The 26,717-nt window shown below is 73.6% G+C and carries 30 protein-coding genes, 1 pseudogene and 1 riboswitch; of the genes and pseudogenes, 22 read left to right on the top strand and 9 right to left on the bottom strand.

All coding sequences use genetic code 11. The features are described from left to right. Positions 1–17: 17 nt before the first annotated feature. The gene (locus AVL62_RS08230; protein WP_058891150.1) at positions 18–500 is read right to left on the bottom strand and encodes a VOC family protein; all 483 of its coding nucleotides are present in this window, start codon (positions 498–500) and stop codon (positions 18–20) included. 264 nt (positions 501–764) lie between these two features. Between AVL62_RS08230 and AVL62_RS08225 the strand changes: the two genes are divergently transcribed. The 11 genes from AVL62_RS08225 (at position 765) to AVL62_RS08175 (ending at position 11,455) form a co-directional block, all read left to right on the top strand. Continuing rightward, positions 765–1,397: a CDP-alcohol phosphatidyltransferase family protein gene (locus AVL62_RS08225; protein ID WP_058891149.1), complete on the top strand. Its 633-nt coding sequence runs from the start codon at positions 765–767 to the stop codon at positions 1,395–1,397. Next, positions 1,397–2,326, top strand: a complete 930-nt coding sequence (locus AVL62_RS08220; protein ID WP_058891148.1) for a DUF881 domain-containing protein — start codon at positions 1,397–1,399, stop codon at positions 2,324–2,326. The genes AVL62_RS08225 and AVL62_RS08220 overlap by 1 nt, the downstream gene beginning before the upstream one ends. After that, the gene (locus tag AVL62_RS08215; RefSeq protein WP_058891147.1) at positions 2,323–2,655 is read left to right on the top strand and encodes a small basic family protein; all 333 of its coding nucleotides are present in this window, start codon (positions 2,323–2,325) and stop codon (positions 2,653–2,655) included. Before AVL62_RS08220 ends, AVL62_RS08215 begins: the two co-directional genes overlap by 4 nt. Then, complete coding sequence (locus AVL62_RS08210) at positions 2,656–3,483, top strand: DUF881 domain-containing protein (RefSeq protein ID WP_058891146.1); 828 nt, start codon at positions 2,656–2,658, stop codon at positions 3,481–3,483. 64 nt (positions 3,484–3,547) lie between these two features. Then, positions 3,548–3,937, top strand: coding sequence for a glycine cleavage system protein GcvH (gcvH, locus tag AVL62_RS08205; RefSeq protein ID WP_058891145.1), 390 nt, complete (start codon positions 3,548–3,550; stop codon positions 3,935–3,937). A gap of 92 nt (positions 3,938–4,029) precedes the next feature. Beyond that, positions 4,030–4,491, top strand: a complete 462-nt coding sequence (locus AVL62_RS08200) for an FHA domain-containing protein (protein WP_058891240.1) — start codon at positions 4,030–4,032, stop codon at positions 4,489–4,491. Beyond that, complete coding sequence (locus AVL62_RS08195) at positions 4,488–5,267, top strand: MerR family transcriptional regulator (protein WP_058891144.1); 780 nt, start codon at positions 4,488–4,490, stop codon at positions 5,265–5,267. The genes AVL62_RS08200 and AVL62_RS08195 overlap by 4 nt, the downstream gene beginning before the upstream one ends. Before the next feature lie 64 nt (positions 5,268–5,331). Continuing rightward, positions 5,332–5,829 carry a bifunctional nuclease family protein gene (locus tag AVL62_RS08190; protein WP_058891143.1) on the top strand — a complete coding sequence of 166 codons (498 nt, stop codon included), beginning with the start codon at positions 5,332–5,334 and terminating at the stop codon, positions 5,827–5,829. Positions 5,830–5,932: 103 nt separating this feature from the next. Then, the gene (locus AVL62_RS08185) at positions 5,933–6,526 is read left to right on the top strand and encodes a MerR family transcriptional regulator (protein WP_153011719.1); all 594 of its coding nucleotides are present in this window, start codon (positions 5,933–5,935) and stop codon (positions 6,524–6,526) included. A gap of 58 nt (positions 6,527–6,584) precedes the next feature. Next, positions 6,585–6,681: riboswitch (glycine riboswitch) on the top strand. A gap of 82 nt (positions 6,682–6,763) precedes the next feature. After that, complete coding sequence (gene gcvP / locus AVL62_RS08180) at positions 6,764–9,670, top strand: aminomethyl-transferring glycine dehydrogenase (protein ID WP_058891142.1); 2,907 nt, start codon at positions 6,764–6,766, stop codon at positions 9,668–9,670. A gap of 249 nt (positions 9,671–9,919) precedes the next feature. Continuing rightward, positions 9,920–11,455: a hypothetical protein gene (locus AVL62_RS08175; protein WP_058891141.1), complete on the top strand. Its 1,536-nt coding sequence runs from the start codon at positions 9,920–9,922 to the stop codon at positions 11,453–11,455. Here AVL62_RS08175 and AVL62_RS08170 read toward each other — a convergent pair. Beyond that, the gene (locus AVL62_RS08170; protein ID WP_058891140.1) at positions 11,452–12,075 is read right to left on the bottom strand and encodes a histidine phosphatase family protein; all 624 of its coding nucleotides are present in this window, start codon (positions 12,073–12,075) and stop codon (positions 11,452–11,454) included. The genes AVL62_RS08175 and AVL62_RS08170 overlap by 4 nt on opposite strands. An 18-nt stretch (positions 12,076–12,093) precedes the next feature. Here AVL62_RS08170 and AVL62_RS08165 point away from each other — a divergent pair, with 18 nt between their 5' ends. Both AVL62_RS08165 and AVL62_RS08160 read left to right on the top strand, forming a co-directional pair. After that, a complete protein-coding gene (locus AVL62_RS08165) occupies positions 12,094–12,525 on the top strand; it encodes an OsmC family protein (RefSeq protein ID WP_058891139.1) in 432 nt (143 codons plus the stop codon). A gap of 14 nt (positions 12,526–12,539) precedes the next feature. After that, the gene (locus tag AVL62_RS08160) at positions 12,540–13,820 is read left to right on the top strand and encodes an APC family permease (protein WP_058891138.1); all 1,281 of its coding nucleotides are present in this window, start codon (positions 12,540–12,542) and stop codon (positions 13,818–13,820) included. On the opposite strand, the gene AVL62_RS08155 is transcribed toward AVL62_RS08160, so the two are convergent. After that, positions 13,728–14,447, bottom strand: a complete 720-nt coding sequence (locus tag AVL62_RS08155; RefSeq protein WP_058891137.1) for a DUF421 domain-containing protein — start codon at positions 14,445–14,447, stop codon at positions 13,728–13,730. The two genes, AVL62_RS08160 and AVL62_RS08155, sit on opposite strands and share 93 nt — an antisense overlap. A gap of 71 nt (positions 14,448–14,518) precedes the next feature. Here AVL62_RS08155 and AVL62_RS08150 point away from each other — a divergent pair, with 71 nt between their 5' ends. The 3 genes from AVL62_RS08150 to AVL62_RS08140 all read left to right on the top strand — a co-directional run bounded on the left by AVL62_RS08150 (position 14,519) and on the right by AVL62_RS08140 (position 17,016). Further along, a complete protein-coding gene (locus AVL62_RS08150; RefSeq protein ID WP_058891136.1) occupies positions 14,519–15,508 on the top strand; it encodes a GNAT family N-acetyltransferase in 990 nt (329 codons plus the stop codon). A 9-nt stretch (positions 15,509–15,517) separates the two neighbouring features. Beyond that, on the top strand, positions 15,518–16,330 hold the full coding sequence (locus AVL62_RS08145) for an alpha/beta fold hydrolase (RefSeq protein ID WP_058891135.1): 813 nt from the start codon (positions 15,518–15,520) through the stop codon (positions 16,328–16,330). 65 nt (positions 16,331–16,395) lie between these two features. Continuing rightward, positions 16,396–17,016, top strand: coding sequence for an L-threonylcarbamoyladenylate synthase (locus tag AVL62_RS08140; RefSeq protein ID WP_058891134.1), 621 nt, complete (start codon positions 16,396–16,398; stop codon positions 17,014–17,016). Positions 17,017–17,022: 6 nt separating this feature from the next. Here AVL62_RS08140 and AVL62_RS08135 read toward each other — a convergent pair whose 3' ends face one another. Next, positions 17,023–17,280, bottom strand: a complete 258-nt coding sequence (locus tag AVL62_RS08135; protein ID WP_058891133.1) for a metal-sensitive transcriptional regulator — start codon at positions 17,278–17,280, stop codon at positions 17,023–17,025. 104 nt (positions 17,281–17,384) lie between these two features. On the opposite strand from AVL62_RS08135, the gene AVL62_RS08130 reads away from it, so the two are divergent. Together AVL62_RS08130 and AVL62_RS08125 are read left to right on the top strand one after the other, a co-directional pair. Further along, positions 17,385–18,746 (top strand): MBL fold metallo-hydrolase, encoded by a 1,362-nt coding sequence (locus AVL62_RS08130; protein ID WP_058891132.1) that lies wholly within the window; start codon positions 17,385–17,387, stop codon positions 18,744–18,746. A gap of 116 nt (positions 18,747–18,862) precedes the next feature. Continuing rightward, on the top strand, positions 18,863–19,474 hold the full coding sequence (locus tag AVL62_RS08125) for a rhodanese-like domain-containing protein (protein WP_058891131.1): 612 nt from the start codon (positions 18,863–18,865) through the stop codon (positions 19,472–19,474). Positions 19,475–19,805: 331 nt separating this feature from the next. Here the strand turns inward: AVL62_RS08125 and AVL62_RS08120 are convergent, their stop codons facing one another. The 4 genes from AVL62_RS08120 to AVL62_RS08105 all read right to left on the bottom strand — a co-directional run bounded on the left by AVL62_RS08120 (position 19,806) and on the right by AVL62_RS08105 (position 22,334). After that, entirely contained in the window at positions 19,806–20,132 is a 327-nt protein-coding gene (locus tag AVL62_RS08120; protein ID WP_058891130.1) for a hypothetical protein, read from the bottom strand. 82 nt (positions 20,133–20,214) lie between these two features. After that, positions 20,215–21,378 (bottom strand): methyltransferase domain-containing protein, encoded by a 1,164-nt coding sequence (locus AVL62_RS08115; protein WP_058891129.1) that lies wholly within the window; start codon positions 21,376–21,378, stop codon positions 20,215–20,217. Between the two features lie 42 nt (positions 21,379–21,420). Then, positions 21,421–21,939 carry a DoxX family protein gene (locus AVL62_RS08110; protein WP_058891128.1) on the bottom strand — a complete coding sequence of 173 codons (519 nt, stop codon included), beginning with the start codon at positions 21,937–21,939 and terminating at the stop codon, positions 21,421–21,423. Then, positions 21,936–22,334 carry an HIT family protein gene (locus AVL62_RS08105; RefSeq protein ID WP_058891127.1) on the bottom strand — a complete coding sequence of 133 codons (399 nt, stop codon included), beginning with the start codon at positions 22,332–22,334 and terminating at the stop codon, positions 21,936–21,938. Before AVL62_RS08105 ends, AVL62_RS08110 begins: the two co-directional genes overlap by 4 nt. A 58-nt stretch (positions 22,335–22,392) precedes the next feature. Between AVL62_RS08105 and AVL62_RS08100 the strand changes: the two genes are divergently transcribed. Continuing rightward, positions 22,393–23,103 carry an alpha/beta fold hydrolase gene (locus AVL62_RS08100; RefSeq protein ID WP_058891126.1) on the top strand — a complete coding sequence of 237 codons (711 nt, stop codon included), beginning with the start codon at positions 22,393–22,395 and terminating at the stop codon, positions 23,101–23,103. Further along, positions 23,100–24,017 carry a hypothetical protein gene (locus AVL62_RS08095; protein ID WP_058891125.1) on the top strand — a complete coding sequence of 306 codons (918 nt, stop codon included), beginning with the start codon at positions 23,100–23,102 and terminating at the stop codon, positions 24,015–24,017. The genes AVL62_RS08100 and AVL62_RS08095 overlap by 4 nt, the downstream gene beginning before the upstream one ends. A 96-nt stretch (positions 24,018–24,113) precedes the next feature. Here the strand turns inward: AVL62_RS08095 and AVL62_RS08090 are convergent, their stop codons facing one another. Then, positions 24,114–24,524, bottom strand: coding sequence for a cupin domain-containing protein (locus AVL62_RS08090; protein ID WP_058891124.1), 411 nt, complete (start codon positions 24,522–24,524; stop codon positions 24,114–24,116). 145 nt (positions 24,525–24,669) lie between these two features. On the opposite strand from AVL62_RS08090, the gene AVL62_RS08085 reads away from it, so the two are divergent. Both AVL62_RS08085 and AVL62_RS17820 read left to right on the top strand, forming a co-directional pair. Further along, positions 24,670–25,761, top strand: a complete 1,092-nt coding sequence (locus tag AVL62_RS08085; RefSeq protein ID WP_083518797.1) for a YihY/virulence factor BrkB family protein — start codon at positions 24,670–24,672, stop codon at positions 25,759–25,761. A gap of 9 nt (positions 25,762–25,770) precedes the next feature. After that, positions 25,771–26,550: pseudogene (locus tag AVL62_RS17820) on the top strand (phospholipase D-like domain-containing protein); the annotation flags it as partial. Positions 26,551–26,717 lie beyond the last annotated feature (167 nt).

Raw genomic sequence — 26,717 nt, 5'->3', positions numbered from 1 at the left:
GCGGGGCCGGCCGGACCTCACCCGCCGAGCGCGGCCTCCCGGATCGGGCCCATCTCGATCTTGCGCTGGGTGAGCATCACCTCGGTGGCCCGACGGGCAACCTCCGGGTCCTCGTGGGTGGTCAGCTCGTCCAGCTCGGTCGGGTAGACCTGCCAGGACACGCCGTAGCGGTCCTTGAGCCACCCACACCGGCTCTCCTGCCCGCCGCCCTCCAGCAGCGCCGCCCAGTAGTGGTCGGTCTCCTCCTGGGTGTCCGTCCGGAGCACGAGGGAGAAGGCCTCGTCAGGGGTGAAGTGCGGCCCCCCGTTGAGGCCGGTGTAGCGCACGCCGGCGAGCTCGAACTCGACCGTCAGCACCGAGCCGACCGGCTTGTCCGAGGGTGTCTCCGCGGCGTACCGGCTCACCTCCAGGACGCGTGAGCCGGGCACGACCGAGCAGTAGAACTCGGCCGCCTCCTGCGCCTGGTCGTCGAACCACAGGCAGTGCCCGAGGTGGATCATGGGGGTCTCCCTCCGCTCTGGCGCGCCGGTGCGACGCGCTGGTGGTGGTACGACCGTCCCCGCGACGCCGACTCATCGCCGCGCGTGGGGGCCGGCGGTGCGCGACTGCAGCGGATATGTCGCCCGCCCGAGTGGTTTCACGACCTACCCGCTGCAGTCGCGGACTTTTGGGCCGGAGGAGGCCGGTGTCAGACCAGTCACACCCCTCCTGACGGGCGGGTCGCGCCTCGGGCGGGTGGGCCCCCAGCGCCTACACTCGACGGCATGACCGACGTCCAGGGGGACAGCTCCGGAGGGGCTGGCCGGCAGCGGGTGCTGCCGGTCACCGACCGGCTGTGGACGGTGCCCAACCTCCTGTCGATGGTCCGCCTGGCGCTGGTGCCCGTCTTCGTCTGGGCGCTGGCGGAGCGCGAGCTGGGGTGGGCGGCGCTGGTGCTGGTGGTGGCCGGCGCCTCCGACTTCGCGGACGGCAAGATCGCCCGCCGCTACGGGCTGACCAGCCGGCTGGGACAGGTTCTCGACCCGATCGCCGACCGGCTCTACATCGCCGCCACCCTGCTGGGGCTGGCCGCCGTCGGGGTGATTCCCTGGTGGCTGGTCGCCGTGCTCTTCGCCCGCGAGCTGTTCATCGTGCTCATGTATCCCGTCGTCCGCCGCTACCACCTCCCGATCCCCGAGGTGACCTTCATCGGCAAGGCGGCGACCTTCAACCTCCTCGGTGGCTTCCCGCTGGTGCTGCTGGGCCACGTACCGGGCTGGTGGAGCGTGCTCAGCCTGGCCTCCGGGTGGGCCCTGGTGTGGTGGGGCACCGTGCTCTACTGGGTGACCGGTCTCGTCTACGGCTGGCAGGTCGCGGGTATGGCGCGCGAGCGCCGGCGCGCCGGGGTGGCCGGCTGATGGCCCGCCCCGGGCCCGGGACCCCGGGGGACCCGCCGCGCGAGCGCGACCCGGCGGCCTCGATGGCGCTCCTGGAGCAGGTCCTCGACCCGCCGGTGGGCCCCGGCTACTCCTCGGCGGCGCAGGACCGGCTCGCGCAGGGGCTGGCTCCCTCCTCGGGCACCCGGACGTGGCTGATGTTCGGGACGGCCGTGACGCTGGGTCTGCTGTTCACCGTGACGGCCGCCACCCTCCGCACGCCCGACCCGGCCGAGGCGGCCGGTCGGGACCAGCTCATCGAGCGGATCGACGCCGCGCAGGCCCTGGGTGACGAGCGCAGCGAGCAGGTCGCGAGCCTGCGCGCCGACATCCGGGGCATCGAGCAGCAGGCCCTGCAGACCACCGGCAGCGGGTCCCGGCTGGCGGCCGCGGAGCTGCGGGCCGGGGGCGTGGCCCTCCAGGGGCCCGGCGTCGAGGTCACCCTGCGCGACGCCGACCGGGCGACCGACGCGGCACCGGGGGACGAGGGCGACCTGGAGCGTGTCACCTCGCGCGACCTGCAGCTCGTCGTCAACGGCCTGTGGAGCGCGGGTGCCGAGGCCATCGCGATCAACGAGCACCGGTTGACCAGCACCTCCGCGATCCGGTTCGCCGGCCAGGCCATCATCGTCGACTTTCGGGGGCTCACGCCTCCCTACGTCGTCCGGGCGATCGGCGACCCGCAGGCCCTGCAGGAGGAGCTGACCTCCGGGATGACGGGGGCCTACCTGCGGGAGCTGGACCGGCAGTTCGGGCTGGGCTCCGAGGTCGTCCCCCAGGACCGGGTGGTGGTCGGGGCCGGAGCGCGGCTGAGCACGCGCGAGGGTCGCATCCCGACCGAGCTCGCCCCCCAGACCCCCGAGCAGGACGACCTGCCGGGCTCGACCCCGACCCGTGAGGAGCCCCGGTGATCCCCGTCCTCGGCCTGATGGTCGGCATCGTCCTGGGGCTGGTCGTCAGCCCCGAGGTCCCGTCCTGGCTGCAGCCCTACCTCCCCATCGCCGTCATCGCCGCGCTCGACGCGGTCTTCGGCGCGGCCCGGGCCTCCCTGGAGGGCATCTTCAACGACCGCATCTTCGTCATCTCCTTCCTCTCCAACGTCGTCGTGGCGGCGCTCATCGTCTTCCTCGGCAACCAGCTGGGGGTGGGGGCGCAGCTGTCCACCGGCGTGGTGGTCGTGCTGGGTCTGCGGATCTTCTCCAACGTCGCCGCCATCCGACGTCATCTGCTGGGGGCCTGAGTGGTCGACGACCCGGACCCCCCGCCCCCCGACCAGGACCCTCCGGCGGACCGGCCGGGGCGTCGGCCTCCCCGGCTTCGCCGACGCCCGCTGCCCAGCCGTGATGAGGCCCGGCGCCGGCTGCGCGCCTTCAGCCGGTTCCACCCCACGCCGGGCCAGCTGGTCGCGGCCCTGCTGACCGCCGCGCTCGGCGTCGCGCTCGTCGCCCAGGCCCGCGTCACCGAGGAGGCCGGTCTGCAGCAGCTGCGGGAGACCGAGCTGGTGGCGCTGCTCGACGACGTCACCACCCGGGCGCAGGAGCTCGGCGTGGAGGTGGCCCAGCTGGAGGACGACCGCTCCCGGCTGCTGGGCTCGGAGGGCGACGAGGCGGCCCGCGAGGCGGCGCGGCAGCGGCTGCAGTCCTACCAGATCCTGGCCGGCACCGTCCCGGTCGAGGGGCCCGGGATCACCGTCCTCGTCGAGGACGAGGGCGGGGTGATCACCCAGACGATGCTGCTGGACGGCATTCAGGAGCTGCGCGACGCGGGCGCCGAGGCCATCCAGGTCGGCACGGTACGGGTGGTCGCCTCCTCCTACGTCGGGACGGGCGACCAGGGCGAGGTGCTGCTGGACGGCCAGGCGCTCAGCACCCCGTACACCATCACCGCGGTGGGGGACGCGCATACCCTCGCCGGAGCCATGGCCATCCCCGGAGGGTTCTCCGACTCCCTGCGCGGCGCCGGCGCCGGCGTCACCGTGGTGGAGGCGGACACCGTGCTCATCGATGCGTTGCACGAGCCGAGCGAGCCTCGTTACGCTCAGCCTGTGCCGCCGACCCAGGCCCCCTAGGTCGCGGCAGGCCACTGCCGTCCGAGACACGCACGGCGACCCGCACGTCCGTCCGAGGAGAGCGATGAGCACCTTGCAGTACCCCGATGACCTGCGTTACACGACCGACCACGAGTGGGTCCGCGACGTGGGGGACGGGGTGGTGCGGGTCGGCATCACCGCCTACGCCCAGGACGCGCTCGGCGACGTCGTCTACGTCTCGCTGCCCTCCGTGGGCGACGACGTGGCCCCCGGGGACTCGTGCGGGGAGGTCGAGTCCACCAAGTCGGTCAGCGACATCTACGCCCCCCTCGCGGGTGAGGTCACGGCGGTCAACGAGCTGCTGGACGCCACCCCCGAGCTGGTCAACACCGACAGCTACGGCGACGGCTGGATGTACGAGCTGAAGCTCGCCGACGCCTCTGTCCTGGACGGGCTGATGGACGCCGAGTCCTACGAGAGCCAGCTCGACTGAGGTGTCCGAGGCCTGACGTAGAGTTGGGCCACCACCGTCGACCACCGCTCGACGGTCAGCACGCCCAGCCCAACGACGAGGAGGTCCGCACCATGAGTGGCGACGATCGTGACCGCGAGCACCACGACCTGGGTGCCGACCCGACGACCGCCCACCTGCCCGGTGGCGTGGACCTCCCTGCGGCCGAGTACTCCTTCGACGACGAGGCGCCCCGGCTCTCCGCCGACGACCAGCGCACGGTGGACGCGCTGCGGCCGGGCACGGCCCTGCTCATCGTGCTGCGCGGGCCCAACTCCGGTGCCCGCTTCCTGCTGGACGCCGACGAGGTGACCTCCGGGCGCCACCCGCACAGCGACATCTTCCTCGACGACGTCACCGTCTCCCGGCGGCACGCGACGTTCGTCAAGGAGCAGGAGGGGTATGCCGTGCGGGACGTGGGGTCGCTCAACGGCACCTACGTCAACCGGCAGCGGATCGAGCAGATGCCGCTCAACCAGGGCGACGAGGTGCAGATCGGCAAGTTCCGGCTGGTCTACTACCGCGGTCGGTCGTGAGCTCGGCGGCCCACGACGACGTTCCCGCCGGGCCGGCGAGGGGGGTCTCGATCGGTGCTGTGCTCAAGCAGCTGCACGGCGACTTCCCCGACCTCACCGACTCCAAGATCCGCTACCTCGAGCAGGAGGGGCTCATCAGCCCCGAGCGCCGCGCCTCCGGCTACCGCCACTTCACCGAGGCCGACGTGGCCCGGCTCCGTTTCGTCCTCACCGCCCAGCGGGACCGCTTCTGGCCGCTCAAGGTCATCAAGGACGCCCTCGACCGGCTGGACCGCGGGCTGGACGTGCCGGGCCTGACCACGCCCGCGGCCGCCGCGACCCCGGCCGCCCCCGCACCGGCGCCGCCCGCCGAGGTCTCGACCGGGGTCCCGGTGGCCGACCTGAGCGCCGGCGCGCTGCGCCGACGCCGGGCGGTCCGGCTCTCCCCGACCGAGCTGCGCGAGCGCACCGGCCTCGACACCGCGGCCTACGCCCAGCTCAAGGCCTTCGGCCTGCTGCGCACGGACGCGGGGGGCAAGCACCAGGCCGACGACGTCGACGTGGCCGAGGCCGCGGTGGCGCTGTCCCGCTACGGGCTGGAGGCCCGGCATCTGCGGCTGTTCCGGGTGGCGGCGGACCGGGAGATCGGCCTGACCCAGCAGCTCCTCGAGCCGCTGCGTCGTCGGCGCGCCCGGGGTGCCTCCGGCCCGGACCCGGCCGACCGGGAGGCCGAGCTGCTCGCGCACACGCTCTCGCTGCACGTCGCCCTCGTGCGCTCCGGGCTCGCCCAGCGCTGAGCCGCCGGACCCGCCGGGCACCGCCGGCCCGGCGCGCACGGGCCGGGAGCGGTACCGTGGCGGGGTGAGAGAGCTCGACGTGCTCGGTGTCCGGGTCGAGATGCCGAACAACAGCCCGATCGTCCTGCTGCGCGAACGCGACGGCCAGCGGTACGTCCCCATCTGGATCGGTGCCCCGGAGGCCACCGCGATCGCCTACGCCCAGCAGGGTGTCGAGCCACCGCGGCCCCTCACCCACGACCTCATGGTCACCATGATCGGGGCGCTGGGGCGGACGCTGGAGGAGGTGCGCATCACCGGCCTCCAGGACGGCATCTTCCACGCCGAGCTGCACTTCGACGGCGGGACCGTCCTGTCGGCCCGGCCCTCGGACGCCATCGCCCTCGCGCTGCGGTCGGCCACCCCGATCCGCACCACGGAGGAGCTGCTCGACGACGTCGGGGTGACGATGGCGGTCGAGGAGGAGGACGAGGTGGAGCGCTTCCGGGAGTTCCTCGACGAGGTCTCCGCGGAGGACTTCGAGTCGCCGGGCGAACCCGGCACGGACGAGGACCGCGGCTGATGTCCCGGCGTGGCGTCGTTGACCAGGGGTGCCCGTGCGCATACCGTCGACCCGTGCCCATGCGGCACCTCAGCCACACGAGTCACAACTGCGAGGAGGACCGGTGAACGCTGGAGCAGACGCGCCGGGCGGGTCGAGCGGACGCCCGGTGGAGCAGCCGGCCGCCTCGCAGGGGCTGCTCTTCACCGAGGACACCGCCGCGCTGGACGACGACATCGGCTACCGCGGCCCCACGGTCTGCGGCGCGGCCGGGGTCACCTACCGCCAGCTGGACTACTGGGCCCGCACCGGCCTGCTGGAGCCGTCGGTGCGCAACCCCTCCGGCTCGGGCACGCAGCGGCTCTACAGCTTCCGCGACATCCTCGTGCTCAAGATCATCAAGCGGCTGCTCGACACCGGGGTCTCGCTGCAGCAGATCCGGGTGGCGGTGACCGCGCTGCGCGAGCGCGGCGTGCAGGACCTGGCGCACATCACCCTCATGAGCGACGGGGCCAGCGTCTACGAGTGCACCAGCGACGACGAGGTCATCGACCTGGTGCGCGGGGGCCAGGGCGTCTTCGGCATCGCGGTCGGCAGCGTCTGGCGCGAGGTCGAGGGGCAGCTCGCCCAGCTGCCCAGCGAGCGCGCCGACGCCCCGGTCGGCGAGCACCCGGCGGACGAGCTGTCGGCCCGGCGCCGGGCCCGCAAGACCTCCTGACCCACCGCTCCGTCGGGGCGTCGACCCGGCGGCACCGGTGCTAGATTGGGCACGCCGACGACGTCGCGTGGGAGAGTCCTCTCCGCACAGCGGTGAGGCGCCGAAGGGGCATACTCCCCATCAAGCTCTCAGGCGCCCGGGACCACGCGAAGCAGGCAACTCTGGAACGTCCCGTGCGCGGGGCCGGCAGAGGGGGAGGTGCCAGCGCTGGCCCGAGCCTGAAGGAGCCCTCCGTCCATGAGCCACCACTCTCCCGACTTCGTCGCCCGTCACGTCGGCCCCCGTCCCGAGGACGTCGAGCGCATGCTCGAGGTCGTCGGCTACGACAGCCTCGAGGCCCTGGTCGAGGCGGCCACGCCCGAGGGGATCCGCGGCGCAGCGCCGCTGGCCATCGAGGCCGCGCCCAGCGAGCAGGCGGTCATCGCCGAGCTGCGCGAGCTCGCCGGCCGCAACACGGTCGTCACCCCCATGATCGGCCTGGGCTACTACGGGACCCAGACGCCGCCGGTCGTCCTGCGCAACATCCTCGAGAACCCGGCCTGGTACACCGCCTACACGCCCTACCAGCCGGAGATCTCGCAGGGTCGTCTGGAGGCGCTGCTCAACTTCCAGACGGTCGTCACCGACCTCACCGGCCTCGCCGTCGCCGGGGCGTCCATGCTCGACGAGGGCACCGCGGCCGCCGAGGCGATGGCGCTGATGCGCCGCTCCAGCAAGGTGGCCCAGGACGCGGTGCTGCTGCTGGACGAGCACGTCTTCCCGCAGACCGAGGCGGTCGTGCGGGCGCGGGCGCAGGCCATCGGCTGGCAGGTCGTGACGGCGGACGTCAGCGGGGTCGACGACGTGGACGCCCTGCGTGCCGCGGCGGGAGACCACGAGGTCTTCGGCGTGCTGGTGCAGTACCCCGGCGCCGACGGCCAGGTCCGCGACTTCGCCGACCTGAGCGCCGCGGCGCACGAGGCCGGCGCCCTCGTGACGGCGGCGGCGGACCTGCTCGCGCTGACCCTGCTCGCGCCGCCCTCGCGCTGGGGCGCCGACGTCGCCGTCGGCAGCACCCAACGCCTCGGGGTGCCGCTGGGCTTCGGGGGGCCGCACGCGGGCTACCTCGCGGTGCGCGACGGCCTGGAGCGCACCCTGCCGGGCCGCCTCGTCGGGGTCTCCAAGGACGTCGACGGCAAGCAGGCCTACCGCCTCGCGCTGCAGACCCGCGAGCAGCACATCCGGCGGGAGAAGGCGACGTCCAACATCTGCACCGCGCAGGTCCTGCTCGCCGTCATGGCCTCGATGTATGCCGTGTGGCACGGCCCCGAGGGGCTGCGCGGGATCGCGCGGCGGGTGCACGACCAGGCGTCCGCCCTCGCCGAGGTGCTCACCGGTGCCGGCCTCGAGCTCGCCGGCGACCGCTTCTTCGACACCCTGCAGGTGCGTGTCCCCGGCCGGGCCGACGAGGTCCTCGCCGCCGCGCTCGAGCGCGGCATCAACCTGTGGCGGGTCGACGACGACACGGTGCTGCTGTCCGTCGACGAGCTGACGACGACGGCGGACCTGCGGGCCGTCGCGGAGGCCTTCGGGGCCGACCCGGACGGGCTGGCCGCCGGCGACGGGACGGGGCAGCCGGCCACCGCCGAGGACGTCCCCGCGCTGTTCGGCGACCTCTCGCGCGCCGGGGACGAGGCATACCTCACCCACCCGGTCTTCTCCAGCCATCGCAGCGAGACCGCGATGCTGCGCTACCTGCGCACGCTCTCGGACAAGGACTACGCCCTGGACCGGGGCATGATCCCGCTGGGGTCGTGCACCATGAAGCTCAACCCGACCACGGCCATGGAGTCGGTCACCTGGCCGGAGTTCGGCTCGATCCACCCCTTCACCCCGGCCGACCAGAGCGCGGGCTACCGCGAGCTCATCGACCAGCTGTGCGGCTGGCTGGAGGAGATCACCGGCTACGACCGGGTGTCCCTGCAGCCCAACGCCGGCGCCCAGGGGGAGTTCGCGGGCCTCCTCGCCATCCGCCAGTACCACCTGGCCCGCGGCGACGAGCAGCGGACCGTCTGCCTCATCCCCGCCAGCGCGCACGGCACCAACGCCGCGAGCGCGGTGATGGCCGGCCTCAAGGTGGTCGTCGTCAAGAGCACCGGCACCGGGGAGGTCGACCTCGAGGACCTGCGCGCCAAGATCGACACCCACCGCGAGCAGCTCGCGGCGATCATGGTGACCTACCCCTCGACGCACGGCGTCTACGAGGACACCATCACCGAGCTCTGCGAGCTGGTGCACGAGGCGGGCGGCCAGGTCTACGTCGACGGCGCCAACCTCAACGCCCTGCTGGGGATCGCCAAGCCCGGCGAGTTCGGCGGGGACGTCAGCCACCTCAACCTGCACAAGACCTTCACCATCCCGCACGGCGGCGGGGGTCCCGGGGTCGGTCCGGTCGCGGTGCGCGAGCACCTGGCGCCCTACCTGCCCAACCACCCCTTCGACGCCCAGGCCGGCCCGGAGAGCGGACCCGGGCCGATCTCGGCGGCGCCCTTCGGCTCGGCCGGCATCCTGCAGATCCCGTGGGCCTACATCCGCCTCATGGGCGGGGAGGGGCTCACCCGCTCCGGGCAGGTCGCCGTGCTGTCGGCCAACTACGTCGCCCGCCGGCTGCACGAGCACTTCCCGGTGCTCTACACCGGGGACCACGGGCTCGTGGCGCACGAGTGCATCCTCGACCTGCGCGGCCTCACCAAGACCACCGGGGTGAGCGTCGACGACGTCGCCAAGCGGCTCATCGACTACGGCTTCCACGCCCCCACGATGTCCTTCCCCGTGGCGGGGACCCTCATGGTCGAGCCCACCGAGTCCGAGGACCTCGCCGAGATCGACCGGTTCATCGACGCGATGATCGCCATCCGGGGCGAGATGGACGAGGCGGCGCAGTCCGAGGGCGGCGTCGAGGCGAGCGCGCTGCGCGGGGCCCCGCACACGGCGCTCTCGCTGGCGGGGGAGTGGGAGGCGTCCTACGACCGGATGAGTGCGGCATACCCCCAGGGCGTCGACCCCGACCGCAAGTACTGGCCGCCGGTGCGTCGCATCGACGGGGTCTACGGCGACCGCAACCTCGTGTGCTCCTGCCCCCCGCCGGAGGACTTCGAGGACTGACCTGCGGGGGCTGCGCCCCCGCACACCCCCGCTGGGGCTGCGCCCCAGACCCCGCACCTGCGGGGGCTGCGCCCCCGCACACCCCCGCTGGGGCTGCGCCCCAGACCCCGCACCTGCGGGGCGGGGCCCCCGCGCACCCCCGCCGGGGCCCCGCCCCGGACCCCGGCCACCCGCGCGGTTGCCTGGCGCGGCCCGCCCGGCCGTCGCTGGTGGTGGTCATGCACGCCCCGGTGTGTGAGGATTCAGCGCATGGGCCAAGAGGTGAGTCACAGCGAGTTCACGCGGGAGCAGCGGCTGGCGTTCCGCGCCAAGGTCCGCGACGACCTCGACTGCTTCGAGCAGATGCTCGAGGGGAGCCGGTTCGACTTCACCCGACCGCAGATGGGGCTGGAGATCGAGCTCAACCTCGTCGACGAGGAGACGCTGGACCCGGCGCTGCGCAACCGTGAGGTGCTGGCCGACATCGGGGAGGGTGACTTCCAGACCGAGGTCGGGCGCTACAACATCGAGCTGAACGTGCCCCCGCGGCCGATGGCCGGCGACCAGGCCGTGCGGCTGGAGCGCTGGTTGTCCCAGTCGTTGCGGCGGGCCGGTGACGCGGCCCGCGGCCACGACTGCCGGGTCGCCGCGGTGGGGGTCGTGCCGACCCTGCAGGCCGAGCTGTTCGACCAGCCGTGGCTGTCCGACGGGGTGCGCTACACCGCGCTCAACGACTCCCTCATCCGGGAGCGCGGCGAGGGGCTGGAGCTGGAGATCGAGGGGCCGACGGGGGAGCGGGTCGAGAGCTATCACGACACCATCGGGCCGCTGTCGGGGTGCACCTCGGTCCAGCTGCACCAGCAGGTCACCCCGCTGGACTTCCCGGTCTACTGGAACGCCGCGACGGTCATCTCCAGCCTGCAGATCGCCGTCGGCGCCAACTCGCCCTACCTCTTCGGCAAGCGTCTGTGGGCCGAGACCCGCATCCCCCTCTTCACGCAGATGACCGACACCCGTTCGATCGAGCTCAAGCACCAGGGCGTGCGCCCCCGCGCCTACTTCGGCCGCACCTGGATCACCTCGATCTTCGACCTCTTCGAGGAGAACGTCCGGTCCTTCCCGGCGCTGCTGCCGGAGACCTCGGACGAGGACGCCAAGGCGGTGCTCGCGGCCGGCGGGGTGCCGCACCTGCTCGACCTCAAGCTGCACAACGGCACGGTATGGCGCTGGAACCGCCCGATCTACGACACCACCCAGGGCGTCCCGCACCTGCGGGTCGAGAACCGCGTGCTGCCCGCGGGGCCCACCGCCGTCGACACGGTCGCCAACGCCTGCTTCTACTACGGGCTGCTGGAGTCCTTCACGACCAGCGGTCGCCCGATCTGGACCAAGATGTCCTTCGCGGACGCGGACCGCAACTTCCGGGAGGCCGCCAAGCACGGCATCGCGGCGACCCAGGTCTGGCCGGGCGTGGGCACCCTGCCGGCCGTCGACCTCGTGGCGGACCACCTGCTGTCGGTCGCCGACGACGGTCTGGCCGCGCTCGGCCTGCGGCGCGAGGTCCGCAGCCACTACCTGTCCGTCATCGAGGGCCGCTGCCGGGCGCGCACCAACGGGGCGAGCTGGCAGGTGGCCGTCACCGAGGCCTACGAGGCGGCCGGCTGGTCGCGCGACGAGGCGCTGCGGGCCATGTTCGGGCACTACCTCGACCACTCCGAGGAGAACACCCCGGTGCACCTGTGGGAGGTGCCGGACGTCCAGGCCGTGGCGGAGGGGGACCGACCGGTCGCCGAGCGCTCGGCCTAGCGGTGGTTCCAGGCCTCCACCGTGGGCTGCTCCCGGTGGTGGCCCAGGATGGCCAGCGAGCCGACCTCGAAGGTCAGGTGCTGGCCGAACCGCGGCGCCTGCCGCAGGTAGACGCTGGTGAGGATGCGCAGCGCGTGCCCGTGGCCCACGAGCGCCACGTCGCCCTCGAAGAGATGGGGCCACACCCGCTCGAGCACGACGCTGGCGCGACCGGCGACCTGCTCGACGGTCTCGCCCGGGGTGTCGCCGGGCACCACCCCGTGGTGGAAGACGTTCCACCGGTAGCCGAGCTCGCGGCGGATGTCCGGGGTGCTGCGCCCCTCGTAGCCGCCGTAGTCCCACTCCTTGAGGTCCTCGTCGACCTCGTCGACCCGCAGGCCGGCGAGCTCGGCGGTGTTCCGGGCGCGCTGCAGCGGTGAGCAGCGCACGTGCGCGAAGGTCCGCCCCGCGAGCACCCTCTGCAACCCGCTGGCGGCCTCCTCGCCCTCGGGGAGCAGCGGCAGGTCGGTGAGCCCGGTGTGCTGTCCGGAGCGCGACCACTCGGTCTCGCCGTGCCGGATCAGGACGAGGCGGTGCGGGGGGATGGCGGGGCCGGGGATCTCGCTGGTGGGGTCATCCATTCCTGGCACACTACCCACATGGCTGACGACTCCTACCGCTCCGTCTCCCTCACCCGCACCGGACCCGGCCGGTTCGAGGCGGTGAACGCCCGGGGCGGGTCGATCCCGGTGGGGATGGGCGCGGGCGAGGACGGGACGGCCTTCTCCCCGGTCGAGCTCCTGCTCGTGGCGGTGGCCGGCTGCTCCGGCATCGACATCGACCTGCTCACCTCCCGCAAGGCCGAGCCGTCGTCCTTCGAGATCTCGGCCGGGGCGGAGAAGCTGCGGGACGCCGACGGCAACCACCTCGGCCCGGTGACGGTCACCGTGCAGGTCGCCTTCCCCGAGGGTGCGGGTGGTGACGAGGCGCGGGACCGGCTGCCCGACGCCGTCGCGAAGTCCCGGGACCGGCTGTGCACCGTCTCCCGGACGGTCGCCCTGCCCACACCGGTCGACTTCGAGATCCGCTGACCGAGGGCACCGGTATGCCGTCGGGTGGCCCGTCCGCGGGCGCCCCGGGTGGCGTGGGTGGGGAGCTGCTGCGCACCCTCACCCTGCGCGACGCCGTGGGGGTCGGGCTGGGGGCCATGCTGGGGGCCGGGGTGTTCGCGGTCTGGGGGCCGGCCACCCGGGCCGCGGGGCCGGCGGTCCTGGTCGCCGTGCTCCTCGCCGGGGCGGTCGCCACCTGCAACGCGCTGTCCTCGGCGGCGCTCGCGGCCCGCTACCCCGCCGCCGGCGGCGCCTACGTCTACGGGCGCGAGCGGCTGGGCCCGCTGTGGGGCTACCTCGCCGGCTGGACCTTCGTCGTCGGCAAGACCGCCTCGTGCGCCGCCATGGCGATGACCGCGGCCGCCTACCTGGCACCCGGTCGGGAGAAGGTCGCGGCCGTCGTCGCCGTGGTCGCGGTGACCGCGCTCAACCTCGCCGGGGTGCAGCGCTCCGCCGGTGTCACCAGGGTGGTGGTCGGGATCGTCCTCGCCACCCTCCTGGGGGTCCTCGTCGCGGCCGGCCTCCCCGGAGCGCCGACCGGGGGGACGGTCCCCCTGACCGTCGGTGACGACGTCCTCGGCCTGCTGCAGGGGGCGGGGCTGTTCTTCTTCGCGTTCGCCGGCTACGCCCGCATCGCCACCCTGGGCGAGGAGGTCCGGGACCCGGGGCGGACGATCCCGCGCGCGGTGGTCGTCTCGCTGACGGTGGTCCTCGCGGTCTACCTGCTCCTGGCCGTGGGCCTGCTGCGGGGGCTGGGGGTCGACGCCGTCGCGGGCTCCTCCGCCCCGGTGGCCGACCTGGCGGCAGCGAGCCTCCCCGGGCCGGGGGAGACGGTGGTCCGGGTGGTGGCCGGGCTCGCGGCGCTGGGTGCCCTGCTCAACCTGCTGCTCGGCATCTCCCGGACGACCGTCGCCATGGCCCGGGACGGCCACCTGCCGAGGGTGTGGGCGACCCTCTCCGGGCCGCGTCGGGTGCCGCGGACCGCCGAGCTGGTCGTGGGCGCGGTGCTGCTCGTGGTGGTCCTCCTCGCCGACCTGCGCGGCGCCATCGCCTTCTCCAGCTTCGGGGTGCTGCTCTACTACGCGGTCGCCAACGCCAGCGCCCTGACCCTGCGCTGGCAGTGGCGCGGTGCGCCGTGGGTGCCCGCGCTCGGCCTGGCCGGGTGCCTGACGCTGGCCCTCGCGCTACCGGGGCCCGCCGTCGCGGGAGGTCTGGCCGTCCTCGCCCTGGGGCTGGTCGGCTACGCCCTGACCCGGCGCCGGGACGCTGCGGGGTAGCGAGCCGGTCGTCGGCTCCGAAGGGTGCGCGGCACGCGGCTGCTCGGCGTGGCCGGTGTGCAGGTGACCGGCGCCGCGCAGGTGCTCCTGCACCCGGTGCGCCCCCTTGACCCCCAGCAGGGCCCGCGGGTGGATCGGCTGACCCGCCCGGACCACGGAGATCTGGCCGTTCGGCTCCAGGACGACGAGGGCCACCTGGGCGAGGTGGCTGACGCCGGCCTGGCGCAGGGCGCTCCACAGCATGGGCGTCGTGAGCCCGTAGGTCCGCATCGTGTCGGTCTGCACCTTGCCCGCCACCACGAGCACGGCGGCACGGGCACGTGACTGCTCGTCCAGCTGCGGCAACGGCAGCCGGCGCAGGTTGCGGAAGAGCACCTCCAGGGTGGCCAGGGTGCCCAGCGCGATGAGCCCGCCGGTCAGGGTCGGCACGTGGCCCATCGTGGACCGGCCGACGATGGCGCCGAGCACGGTGACGATGGCGAGGTCGAGGCTGCGCGGGCTGGAGTAGAGGCGCTGGCCCCACAGCCGTAGGACCGCGCCGAAGACGAAGTAGATGGTGACCGTGCTGAGGACCACGGCGATCGCCCCGGCGGGGGTGATCCCGATGTAGTGCCACAGGTCACGCATGGCCCCATGGTGGCAGACGGCACCCGACAAACCGGTGGAGGTCCGTCGGTGCCGTCGGGCAGGCTAGGACCATGGACGAGGACACGGCGCCGGGCACGGCATACCGCTGGAGCAGGCTGGCAGACGAGCACGTGGCGGCGTGGGCCGAGCTGGTGAACCACCTGGCCGTCGTCGACGGCACGGAGGAGTTCCTCTCCGCCGAGGACCTGGCGGAGGAGCTGCACACCCCCGGGCACGACCCGGCCCAGGACTCCTGGGCCGTCTGGTCGGGCGACACCATGGTCGGCTACGGCCTCGCCCTCGCCCCGCCGTCGACGGACCACGAGGGCCTGGCCCGGGGCTACCTCGGCGGCGGCGTGCACGCCGACCACCGGGGGCGCGGCCTGGGATCGGAGCTGCTGGACCGGCTCGAGCCGCGGGCCACCGAGCTCGTGGCGCAGCGCCACCCCGGGGTCCCGGGCTACCTGTCCGCGGGCGGCGGCCGGCAGGGCTCGTCAGCGCAGCAGCTGCTGGCCGACCGCGGGTACGACGTGGTGCGCTGGTTCAACCTGCTGACGCGCGCGGTGACCGACGCCCCCGTGGTCGGGCCGGTCGAGGGTGTCGAGCTGCGCTCACCCCGGCCGGAGGACGAGGAGGCCGTGCGCCTGGCCCACAACGCGGCCTTCCGCGACCACTGGGGCTCCGGTCAGCAGTCGCCGGAGCACTGGCACGAGCACTGGGCCTCGCGCAGCTCCCGGCCCGCCGTGTCCACCCTGGCGTGGGCCCGGGACGGGGAGCTGGCCGGCCAGGTGCTGGCCTACGTCATGGTCGGCCAGTGGGTCGACCGGGAGGCCTACGTCACCATCCTCGGCACGGTCCCAGGAGCGCGGGGACGCGGGATCGCGGCCGCCGCCCTGGCCCGGACCATCGACGAGGCGCGGCGCAGCGGCGACTTCGACGTCATCGAGCTGGACGTGGACTCCGCCAGCCTCACCGGGGCGACCCGGCTCTACGAGCGCCTCGGCTTCACGCACAAGCACGCCACGTCCGCCATGCGCCGGCCGCTGCCCCGGTCGTCCTAGGCTGGTCGGGTGACCTCCGCACCCGACACCACGACCGGCCCGCTCGCCCAGACCGTCATCGGTGACGACGGTCCCACGGTGGTCTTCTGCCACGGCCTGCTGGGTCGGGGCCGCAACTTCACCGGCATCGCCAAGGCGCTGCAGCCGGACGCCCGGTGCGTCCTGCTCGACATGCCCGACCACGGCGGGTCGCCGTGGACCGAGCGCATCGACTACTCCACCGCGGCCGGGCTGCTCGTGGAGCAGCTGCAGGTGCTCGCCGCCGACGGGCCGGTGCACCTCGTCGGTCACTCGATGGGTGGCAAGACCGCCATGACCGCTGCCCTCGCGGCACCGGAGCTGGTCGACCGGCTCGTCGTGGTCGACGTCAGCCCCACGGGGGCGGGGCAGGTGGGGGAGTTCGAGCACCTCATCTCCTCGCTGCTCGCGATCGACCTCGACGCCATCACCTCCCACGGCCAGGCCGACGCCGAGCTGGCCGGTGCCGTCGACTCGCGCATGCTGCGTGGCTTCCTCCTGCAGAACCTGCGGCGCGACCCCGAGACGCACACCTTCGCCTGGCAGCCCCACCTCGAGGTGCTGCTGCGCGACCTCGGCACCATCACCGGTGACGTCCCCCACGAGGGGCGGACCTTCGAGGGGCCGGTCCTGTGGGTCGGCGGGAGCGAGTCCGACTACATCACCCCGGAGCAGGAGGGCCCGATGCGGGCGCTCTTCCCGCGCACCGTCCAGGTCACCATCAAGGGTGCCGGGCACTGGGTGCACTCCGAGCAGCCCGAGGCGTTCACGGCCACGCTGCGCCACTTCCTGCGGGTCGGCTGACCCGACCGGGCGACCCACCGTCCTGCCCCCTGTTCCGGTCGGGGCCGGGTGGCTAGAGTCGGACGATGGCACGCTTCCTCGACATCCACCCGGTCGACCCCCAGCCCCGGCTCGTCCGGCAGGTGGCGCAGGTCCTCGGCGAGGGCGGGCTGGTGGCCTTCCCCACCGACGCCTGCTACAGCCTGGGTGCGCGGCTGGACGACCCGGACGCCAAGGCGCGGATCCTCAGCATCCGCCAGCTCGACGAACGCCACCACTTCACCCTCATGTGCGCCGACTTCTCCCAGCTCGGGCAGTTCGTGCAGCTCGACACGGCGGTCTTCCGGACGGTGAAGGCGGCGACCCCCGGTTGCTACACCTTCATCCTCCCGGCGACCAAGGAGGTGCCGCGCCGCCTCCTGCACCCCAAGAAGAAGACGGTGGGGGTCCGCATACCCCAGGCGCCCATCTGCCGCCAGCTGCTCTCCGAGATGGGTGAGCCGCTGCTGACCAGCACCTTGCTCATGCCCGGCGAGGACGAGCCGCTCGGCTACGGCTGGGAGGTCAAGGAGCGGCTGGACCACCTGGTGGACGTCGTCGTCGACGGGGACCAGACGGGCTGCGAGCCCACGACGGTGGTGGACCTCTCCCAGGGCTACGCCGAGGTGCTGCGCGAGGGCTCGGGCGATCCCACGCCCTTCCGGTGAGGGAGCTCAGGCGAGGGAGAGGAAGAGCTTCTCCATCTTCTTGGTGTCGACCTCGCCGTCCTCCTCCACCAGGCACTGACGCAGACCGCTGGCGATGATGGTGTAGCCGGCGCGGTCCAGCGCCTTGCTCACCGCGGCGAGCTGGGTGACGACGTCCTCGCAGTCCCGACCCTCCTCGAGCATGCGGATGACGGCCGCCAGCTGCCCGTGGGCGCGGCGCAGTCGGGTGATCGAGGGCTTGACGGTCTCCGGCGCGAGTTCCACCCCACCAGGGTACCCCCGGGGGCATCCGGTCGTCACCTGGTATACCCTGGGGGGTATCCGGAGACGCCGGAGCAGCGAAAGTGACCCGTCAGCAAGGAGCACCGATGACCACCCCCACGGTTCTGCCGATCGAGACCGCCTCCCTCGGTGACCGCAGCTATCTCGTGCACGACGGCGAGGTGGCCTTCGTCGTCGACCCGCAGCGCGACATCGACCGGGTCCTGGACCTCGCCGAGCAGGAGGGGGTCCGGATCACCCACGTCTTCGAGACGCACATCCACAACGACTACGTCACCGGCGGCTACCAGCTCGCCCGGCGCACGGGTGCCGACTACCACGTGAACGCGCAGGACCCGGTGGGCTTCGAGCGTGCGGCCATCAGCGACGGCGACGTGGTCGAGGTCTCCCCGTCGCTGCGGGTCCGGGCCATCCACACGCCCGGTCATACCTTCACCCACCTGTCCTACGCCCTCGAGGGCGAGCACCCCTACGTGTTCACCGGAGGCTCCCTGCTGTTCGGCTCCACCGGGCGGCCGGACCTGCTGGGGGAGGACCACGCGGAGACCCTCGCACGGCACCAGCACGCGTCCGCGCACCGCCTGGCCCGGGAGCTGCCCGAGCAGGCCCAGGTCATGCCCACGCACGGCTTCGGGTCCTTCTGCTCGGCCACCCAGACCGAGGGCGACGCGTCCACGATCGGCCAGGAGCTCACCCAGAACCCCGTGCTGCGCCAGGACGTGGAGGACTACGTGCGCGAGGTCCTCGACGGCCTCGACCTCTTCCCCGCCTACTACGCCCACATGGGACCCGCCAACGCCAAGGGTCCGGAGGAGGTCAGCCTCGAGCTGCCGGAGCGGGCCGACAAGGAGGTCCTCCGGCAGCGTCTGGAGGCGGGGGAGTGGGTCGTGGACCTGCGCCACCGCCGGGCCTTCTCCGCCGGCCACGTCCCCGGGACGCTCAACATCGGCCTGGACGGGCAGTTCTCCACCTGGCTGGGATGGATGATCCCCTGGGGCACCCCGCTCACGCTGCTCGGGGAGGACCCGGAGCAGGTGAGCCAGGCGCAGCGCGAGCTGGTGCGGATCGGCATCGACGAGCTGGCCGGGCAGAGCACGGGCACACCCGGCGACTGGACCGACGCCCCGCTCGCCACCCTGCGCCAGGCCACCTTCGCCGACCTCGCCCAGGTGCGCCACCACCGTCCCGTGTCCGTGCTCGACGTCCGCAACCCCCGGGAGTATGCCGCCGGGCACGTCGAGGGAGCCCTCAACATCCCGCTCGGCCAGCTCGCCCGGAGGCTCGCGGAGGTGCCGGAGGGCGAGGTCTGGGTGCACTGCGCCGGTGGGTACCGTGCCTCCGTGGGCGCCTCCGTGGTCTCCGCCTCCGGGCGGACCGCGGTGGCGGTCGACGACAGCTTCGACCAGGCCCGGCCCTGCGGGCTGCCGGTCGTCGCGGACGACGCCTGAGCCCACCCCGGCACCACCGGCGCGGCCCGCCCACCGTGACCTCTTCTGGCCCCCCCCTGCCCGTCCGACCCTGTCCACCGCACCCGTCCCACCCCACCACGAGGAGTCCCCGCAGCATGAGCACGACCACGAGCACGAACCCCGCACGCACCACCCACCCCGTCGAGGTCAGCGCGACCGAGCTGCGTACCTGGCTGGCCGGTGACGCCGCCCCCCGCGTCCTCGACGTCCGCACCCCGGGGGAGTACGCCGCCGGGCACGTGCCCGGCTCCTACAACATCCCCCTCTCCACGCTGACCGAGCACGCCCGCTCGGTCGCCGACCACCTCGATCAGGACGTCGTGCTCGTCTGCCGGTCCGGCGCGCGCGCGAGCGCCGCCGCCCAGGCCCTGGCACAGACCGGCGGAACCGGGATGCACGTGCTCACCGGAGGGATCCAGGGCTGGTCCGGCACCGGCGGCGAGGTCCGCGAGACCGCCGGGCCGTGGGAGCTGGAACGACAGGTCCGCCTGGTCGCCGGGGGCATCGTGCTCGGCTCGGTCCTGGCGAGCACCGTCGTGCCGGGCGCCAAGTGGGTGGCCGCCGGGATCGGCGGCGGTCTGACCTTCGCGGCGCTGAGCAACACCTGCGCCATGGGGCAGGCACTCATGCGGATGCCGTGGAACCGGGGTGGCCAGCGTCAGCTGAGGGATGCGCTGAGCGGGCTGGCCGGGCGGTGTCAGGGCTGAGCGGGCTGGCCGGGCGGCCCCAGGGCTGAGCGGGCTGGCCGGGCGGCCCCAGGGCTGAGCGGGTCGCGGCCGGCGGACGGGGAAGACCCCCGTGGCCCGGCAGGGTGCCGTGCCCAGGTCGACCGCGGGGACCTCACCGCCGCGCTCTCCCTGCAGGGGTACGCCGAGGACGTGTTCGACGGCCCCTCATACTTCTGGACATAGGTTTCTGGGGCCCGTTCCCCAGAAAGCTATGTCCAGAAGCTCAGGGCCGGGGCTGGTAGTGCCCCTTGAGGTCGAGGTGGTGCGGGCCGGCGCTGGCGTGGGCCCCGTCGCTGGCGCCGGGGGCGCCTCAGCCGCGCTCCCAGCTGAGGCTGTCGGCCCCGTCGCCGAGCTCGTTCTCGACCTCGCCCTCGATGTAGGTCCGCCGCTCCTCGGTGGGGGCGTCGACCTCGAACAGCAGCCCCGCCGCCTCGGTCCCCTCCTCGCGCACCGTGATGCGGACCTGCCCGCCGTCGCGGAACGGGACGGTGTAGCCGTCCTGCTCCCGCAGCGACCCTCGGTGCATCTGCGAGCGTTCCATGTAGTCCTCGAGCCGCTGCTCGGGCTGCTCGACCGCCAGGAAGGCCGTGCTGCGCTCGTGGCCGGCGGAGGGGACGGCCTCAAAGGTGTTCGGCATCGGTCTGGCACTTCCTCGTCGTCGGGGATGTCGCGGGGCCACCATCATGGCAGAGCGCGGCGGGGCCGCGACCGCGGCACCCTCAGGCGCGCCGGTCCAGCAGCAGCGCGACCTCGTGGTGCCCCGTCTGCGGGAACATGTCGAACAGCCGGGTGTGCCGGACCGCGTAGGCCGGCATCCGGGCCAGGTCGCGCGCGAGGCTGGTCGCGGAGCAGCTGGAGTACACCACGTGCGGCACGCCGGAGCTCTGCATCCAGTCGGCCAGCTCCTGGCCGAGCCCCCGACGAGGCGGGTTGACGACGAGCACGTCGGGTCGGTCGGCCGGGCGGGCGTCGCGGGCGTGGGCGGTGGCGTCGCCGGCCACGAAGGTGGTGTCGGCGGCGCGACCCCGCAGGGCGGGGTCCTCCCGGCTGAGCCGCGCGCTGCGGACCGCCTCCGCGGACAGCTCGACCCCGACGACCTCGCGGCCGGGCGCCGAGGTGTGCAGCGCGAACCCGCCGACCCCGCAGTAGAGGTCCCACAGCCGCCCGGGACCGAGCTCGTCCACCCAGGCGGCCACCTGCCGGTAGAGCGCGGCGGCCACGCCGGTGTTGGTCTGGAAGAAGCTGCGGGTGCCCAGGTGCAGGGTGAGACCGGCGACCTGCACCGGGAGCGTCCGGTCGGGGGTCAGCACCTCCTCGGCCTCGCCCTCGAGCACGGCCTTGTGCTCGGGCTGCAGGTTGAGGCTCGCCACCCGGAGCCGGGGACCGCCCGGGCCGCCGATCCCGGCGCGCAGGTCGTCGACGAGCTCGACGACGCGTCGGCGCTGGCCGGGGGAGCGCAGCACGAAGCGGGCCATGAGCTCGCCGGAGGGGGAGTGGGTGAGCAGGACGTGCTTGATCTCGCCCTGGCGGGTGGGCACGTCGTAGGGGGTCAGGCCGCTGGCGGGCAGCCGCTCGGCCAGGTCGAGGACGGCGGTGTGCAGCCCCGGCTCGTAGAGGCCGCACCCGCGCAGGTCCACCCCTCGGCCCGCCCGGTCCAGGATGCCGACGGTGGGGGCGCCCCGGCGACCCGCGACGACGAGCTTGGCCTTGTTGCGGAACGCGGACTCGCTGCTCGGTGCGGGTGCCGACCACGCGCCGGGGGAGACCCACGACGCCAGGATGGTGGCCACCGAGGACTGCTTCCCGGCCAGCTGGGCGGGGTAGGGCTCGCCCATGAGCGTGCAGGAACGGCAGGCCCCCGCGTCGAAGTAGTCGCACTGCACGACCGCCAGCCTACGGGCGGCCGTGGTCGCGACGGGCTGCGTTCAGGGACGCCCGGCGGTGCGCAGGCTGTCCACCGACAGCCGGCCCGCCCCGGTGAAGGCCAGCGGCAGGGTGATCCCCAGCAGCAGCAGGGCGCTCTGGGCGGTGAGGCCGCCGGCGCCCACGAGCAGCGTGCCGTCCTCGGGGAGGAACACGGCCACCGACCAGACGGACGCCATGAGGGCGGCCAGGAGGAAGCCGGCGGGCCGGGTGAACAGGCCGACCGCGACGAGGACCGGGAGCGCGACGAGGCCGACCATGACCCCCCAGGCGACCACGTCGGGCGCCGCCGAGCCGAGCGTCGTCCCCGACACCTGGGCGGTGAAGGCCGCCATGTCGGTGGCCGCGCGGGCCCCCTGGGCGACGAGCGGCAGGACCGCCAGCCGCAGGAGCAGCAGCCCGAAGTCGAGGCCGCGCCCGTGCGCCTCCACCGGGCCGGTGAAGGCATACCCCTCGTCCCAGGGGTCGTCCACCTCGCGGTGGAAGTCCCCGTCGTCCTCGGGGTCGGCGCGACCGGTCATCCCTGCGCCAGGGCACCGCGCAGGGCAGCGGCATCGGCGGCCAGGTCGTCCTGGTCCCGCGGCCCCTTGCGGCCCAGGTCGAAGTCCGCGGGGTCGGAGGTCGGGAAGACGTGGACGTGGGCGTGCGGGACCTCGAAGCCCTGCACGATGACCCCCACCCGGTCGGAGCCGAAGACCCTCAGCTGGGCCCGGCCGACGCGGGCCGCGACCTGCATGAGGTGGGCGGTGGTCTCCTCCGGCAGGTCGACCCAGTGGTCCACCTCCGCCCGGGGCACGACGAGCGCGTGCCCGGGCGTGAGCGGCTCGATGTCGAGGAAGACGGCGCAGACCTCGTCGGTCCAGACGACGTGCCCGGGGATCTCGCCCTCCATGATCCTGGTGAAGATCGTGCTCATGACCCCACCCTAGGGTCGCGGACGGCGTCTGTCCGGAGGGCGCGGCATACTCGGTGCCATGAGGACGCAGATCGTGCTGGTGCCGGGGTTCTGGCTGGGGGAGTGGGCGTGGGAGGAGGTGGCCCGCGCGCTCGCGCAGCGGGGGTATGCCGTGGACGCGCTCACCCTCCCGGGTCAGGGCCACGACGACCCGAACCGCGCCGTGGTGACGCCGCAGGACCAGGCCGACGCCATCGTCGCGGCGCTCGACCCGTCGGCGGACCGGCGGGTGCTCGCCGTGCACAGCGGCGCGGCCATCCCGGGGACCCTGGTCCTGGACCAGCGGCCCGACCTCGTCGACCACATGGTCTGGGTGGACACCGCGCCCTCGGCGGACGGCACGGCGATGGACCCCGACTTCGCCGCCGACGTGCTCGTCCTGGACGACCGGTGGGAGGACGAGCTCGCCGGTGGGTCGATGCGCGACCTCACCGAGGAGCAGCTGGCGACCTTCCGCGAGCGTGCGGTGCCCGAGCCGGGCCTCGTGGTCAGCACGCCGGTGCGGCTGACCGACGACGCCCGCCACGACGTGCCGTCCACGGTCGTCTGCACCTCGTTCCCGGCCAGCGACTTCCGGTCCTACGCCGAGCAGGGCGTCGACTTCCTCAAGGCGCTGCCCGACTACCGGGCGCTGACCTACGTCGACCTGCCCACCGGCCACTGGCCCATGTGGTCCCGGCCGGCCGAGCTCGCGGACCTGCTGGACGAGGCCGCTCGCGCCGACCGGTGACCCGGCGCGGGGGACCGGGTCGGGTCAGCGGCGCGGGTCGCCTGCCGGCCGTTCTCCTCCGGGCCCTCGCCGCGTGGTTCGTGCTCGTCCTGCTCCTCGGGGCCGCCGGGCTGGCGGTCGGGGCGGCACTGCCGTGCGAGGGCGGCCTGGAGTGCCTGGGCCCCCCGCTGGGCGGGGCCCTGCTGGGGGCGCTCGCCGGGGCCGTGGCGGCGGCCGTGCTCTGTCGGCGCACCATGCGCTGGTGGTGGCTGCCGACCACGCTGACCCTCACCGGGGTCGCCGCGCTGCTCGGCTCCCTGGCGTCGTGGCTCGGCCTCGCGCTGCTCGTCCTGGCCCCGGTCCTGGCCGGCCTGACGGCCGTGCGTCCGGAGCCTGCGTCGTCCGTGGCCCCGACGACAGGGCACCGGCCCCGGGGGCGGGGGGTGCTGGTCCTGGGGATCGCCCTGGCTCTGCTGGCCGGCTCCTGGTGGGTGGTGGAGCGACAGGACCGCGCCCAGGAGATCGCCGAGCTGGAGGCGGTGGACGTGGCGCTGGTCGCCCCGCCCGCCGCCGACGGCCTGCGCCTGACCACGCTCACGGTGCTCGACGGCACGGTCCGCTACACGCTGGCCCGCGGTGAGGTGCCCGAGGCGGGCTACCTGGACGTCTCCCTGCGACCCCGGGGCGGCGCCTGCTCGGCCCTCGACCTGCGGCCGTGCGCCGAGCTGGGCGACGGTGTCGGCGTCTACCGGCAGGCCGGTGGTGACCACTGGGTCGTCGTCCGGGACCTCGGCGAGAGCCACGTGCGGGTCAGCGACCAGACCCGGCCGGACGACGAGCCCTGGACCGAGGACGACGCGCTCACCGTCGTGCGTGCCCTGGTGCCGGTCGACGCCGCCACGCTGGTCGACCGGCACCGGCAGGACGGGGACTGACCCACGGCGACAGACCGGCGACGGACCCACGGGGGAGCGTCCCGGCACCGCACCCGCACCGCGTACTTGACATAATGTGCCTTATCGGCGTTGTCATCAGGGCTCGGCAGGGGCCGGCCCGTCGACGTTGACGGTGGGCGCACCGCTGCCGCAGCGCACGATCACCGCCCGGGAGCTCTCGTCCCCGGGGTTGGACTCCCGGTGCACGGCGCCGGCCGGCACCCGCACGAAATCTCCGGGTCCGGCCTCCACGACGTCGCCTCCACCAGGACCCGACTCCAGCCGGAACCTGCCCGAGACGATGTAGAGCGTCGTCTCGTGCTCGCCGTGGTGGTGCCAGCCGGTGACCGCCCCCGGCTCGGTGTCGACAGTCCCGGTCCACATACCGTCGGTGTGCTCGGCCATCCGCCGGCTCATCCCGGGCGTGTGGTCGGCCGCCCGCAGCGCACCGTCCACGATCTGCCGGCACGGCTCGGCCGCGCGCGGGTCGGTCCCTGCTGCGTCCATGCCCCTATTCGACCCCCGGGGACCCGCGCTGTCCACCACGGCGCGCCCGCCGTGCCCGCCGCGGGCCGGACGAGCGCGTCTCAGGCCATGGCCGGTATACCGTGTGGTGCCGCAGGTGCGGACGGTCAGCGAGAGAGGAAGACGGGTGGCGAAGGTCCAGGAGGACGGGGTCGAGCGCAACCTCTTCTGGCGCGCCATCCACCGGGTGGACACCTCGCGACCAGTGCGGGCCTTCGTGCGCTACCTGCTGGTGCGCGGCAACCTCTCCGCCGGCGGCGTGACCATCTCGGCCCTGGTGTCCCTCATCGCGCTCATGACGATCGGGGTCAACGGGTTCCGCGCGGTCCTGGGTCGCCAGCCCGAGCTCTTCGACCGAGTGGTCCGGGCGATCAACACCGCCTTCCCGGGGCTGGTGGACGACGGCAGCAACGGCGGCATCGTCGACCCCGACCTGCTCGTCCTCGAGCGCTCGCTTACCCTGGCCACGCTCGTCTCGATCCCGGTCCTGCTGTGGACGGCCACGAACGTCATGACCGGTCTGCGCAACAGCATCCGGTCGATGTTCGGGCTCACCGGGGCGCCGATGCGTCCCTTCCGGGGCAAGGGCTGGGACGCCGTCGGCATCCTGCTGCTCAGCCTCGCGGTGCTGCTCTCCTCGGCGCTGCTCAGCGGGTCCAACGTGCTGGCCCGGGCGGTGCTCGGCGAGCTCGAGGTGAGCCGGGGCACCAGCGGCCTGCTCATCCGGCTGGCGGCCGTCGTCGCCGCCTTCATCGTGGACGCGGTCGTCTTCTACCTGCTCTTCCGGGTCACGGCCAAGGTGCGGATGCCCTCCCCCGACTGGTGGAAGGGCGCGCTGCTCGGGGCTGCCGGGTGGGGGCTGCTGCGGCTGGCCGGCACGCAGGTCATCGGTGCCTGGGACAACCCGGTCTTCGCCTCCTTCGCGGTCCTGGTCACGCTCATCGTGTGGATCAACCTGGGCCTGCGGTGGGTGATGTTCACCGCGGCCTGGACCGCCAACCCCCCGCACACCAACCTGCCGGTCGTCCCCACCGAGGTGCACGCGCGAGAGACGCCGAACTACGTGACCCAGACCGTGCCGTACACCCTGGACTGGCCGCACCACGAGGTCACCGGCACCCTCATCCCGCACAACGGGGTCTCCGGCGACGTGACCGGGGCAGACTCCCCCGCCGACCGGCCGGGCACGCAGCAGCGCGAGGACCCCGCGTCACCCTAGACTCCGGCCATGGACGGGGTCAGTGCCACCGCATACACGATCTCCGGGGTCGTGCTCGCCGTCGAGTACGGCCTGAAGATCTGGGCCATCGGGACGGTCCCGGAGAACCGGCGACCGGGGGCGTCCTCGGCCTGGCTGCTGCTCATCCTCTTCGTGCCGGTGCTGGGGTTCCCGCTCTACTTCCTCATCGGCAGCAAGTTCGTCGCCGGGCGCCGGCACGACATCCAGCGCCGGGCCAACCAGCTGCTCGCCGACCACGCCGACTCGCTGCCCGACCTGCCGCAGATCCAGCCCGACGACGACCTGGCCTCGGTCCTGCGCATGAACCGGCGGCTCACGGGGCTGTCCTGCGTGAGCGGTTCGTGCGAGGGGGTCTACCCGGAGACCACGGAGTTCTTCACGGCCATGGCGGCCGCGGTCGACGAGGCCCGTGACTTCGTCTTCGTGGAGTTCTACATCGTCGCGTGGGACGAGAGCACCGACGTCCTCTTCTCCGCCCTGCAGCGCGCAGCCGGGCGCGGGGTCGAGGTACGCCTGCTGCTCGACCAGCTCGGCTCCCGCTCGTACCCGGGCCGTCGCCAGCTGGGCGCGCGGATGGAGGCGGCCGGGATCCGGTGGCACTACATGATGCCGCTGAACCTCTGGCGCGGGCAGTGGCAGCGCCCCGACCTGCGCAACCACCGCAAGCTGCTCGTCGTCGACGGCCGGGTCGGCTTCGCCGGCTCGCACAACCTCATCGACCCGGCCTACGGCAGTGAGAAGAACGCCCGCATCGGCCGGGCGTGGAGCGACGTGTCGGTCCAGGTGAGCGGGGACGTCGTGGCGCAGCTCTCCGCCGTCTTCATCACGGACTGGTTCACCGAGACCGGGGAGAACCTCAGCCTGGACCAGGCGCGCTACCTGCCCGACCAGCCCGACCTGGTGCCCGGCGGCGCCGCGCACGCCATGCAGCTGGT

It is taken from the genome of Serinicoccus chungangensis, from assembly GCF_001483745.1.
Classification (GTDB): Bacteria; Actinomycetota; Actinomycetes; order Actinomycetales; family Dermatophilaceae; genus Ornithinicoccus; species Ornithinicoccus chungangensis_A.
Note: the sequence above shows the minus strand (reverse complement) of the source record. Positions and strands in the feature narration are given on the sequence as shown.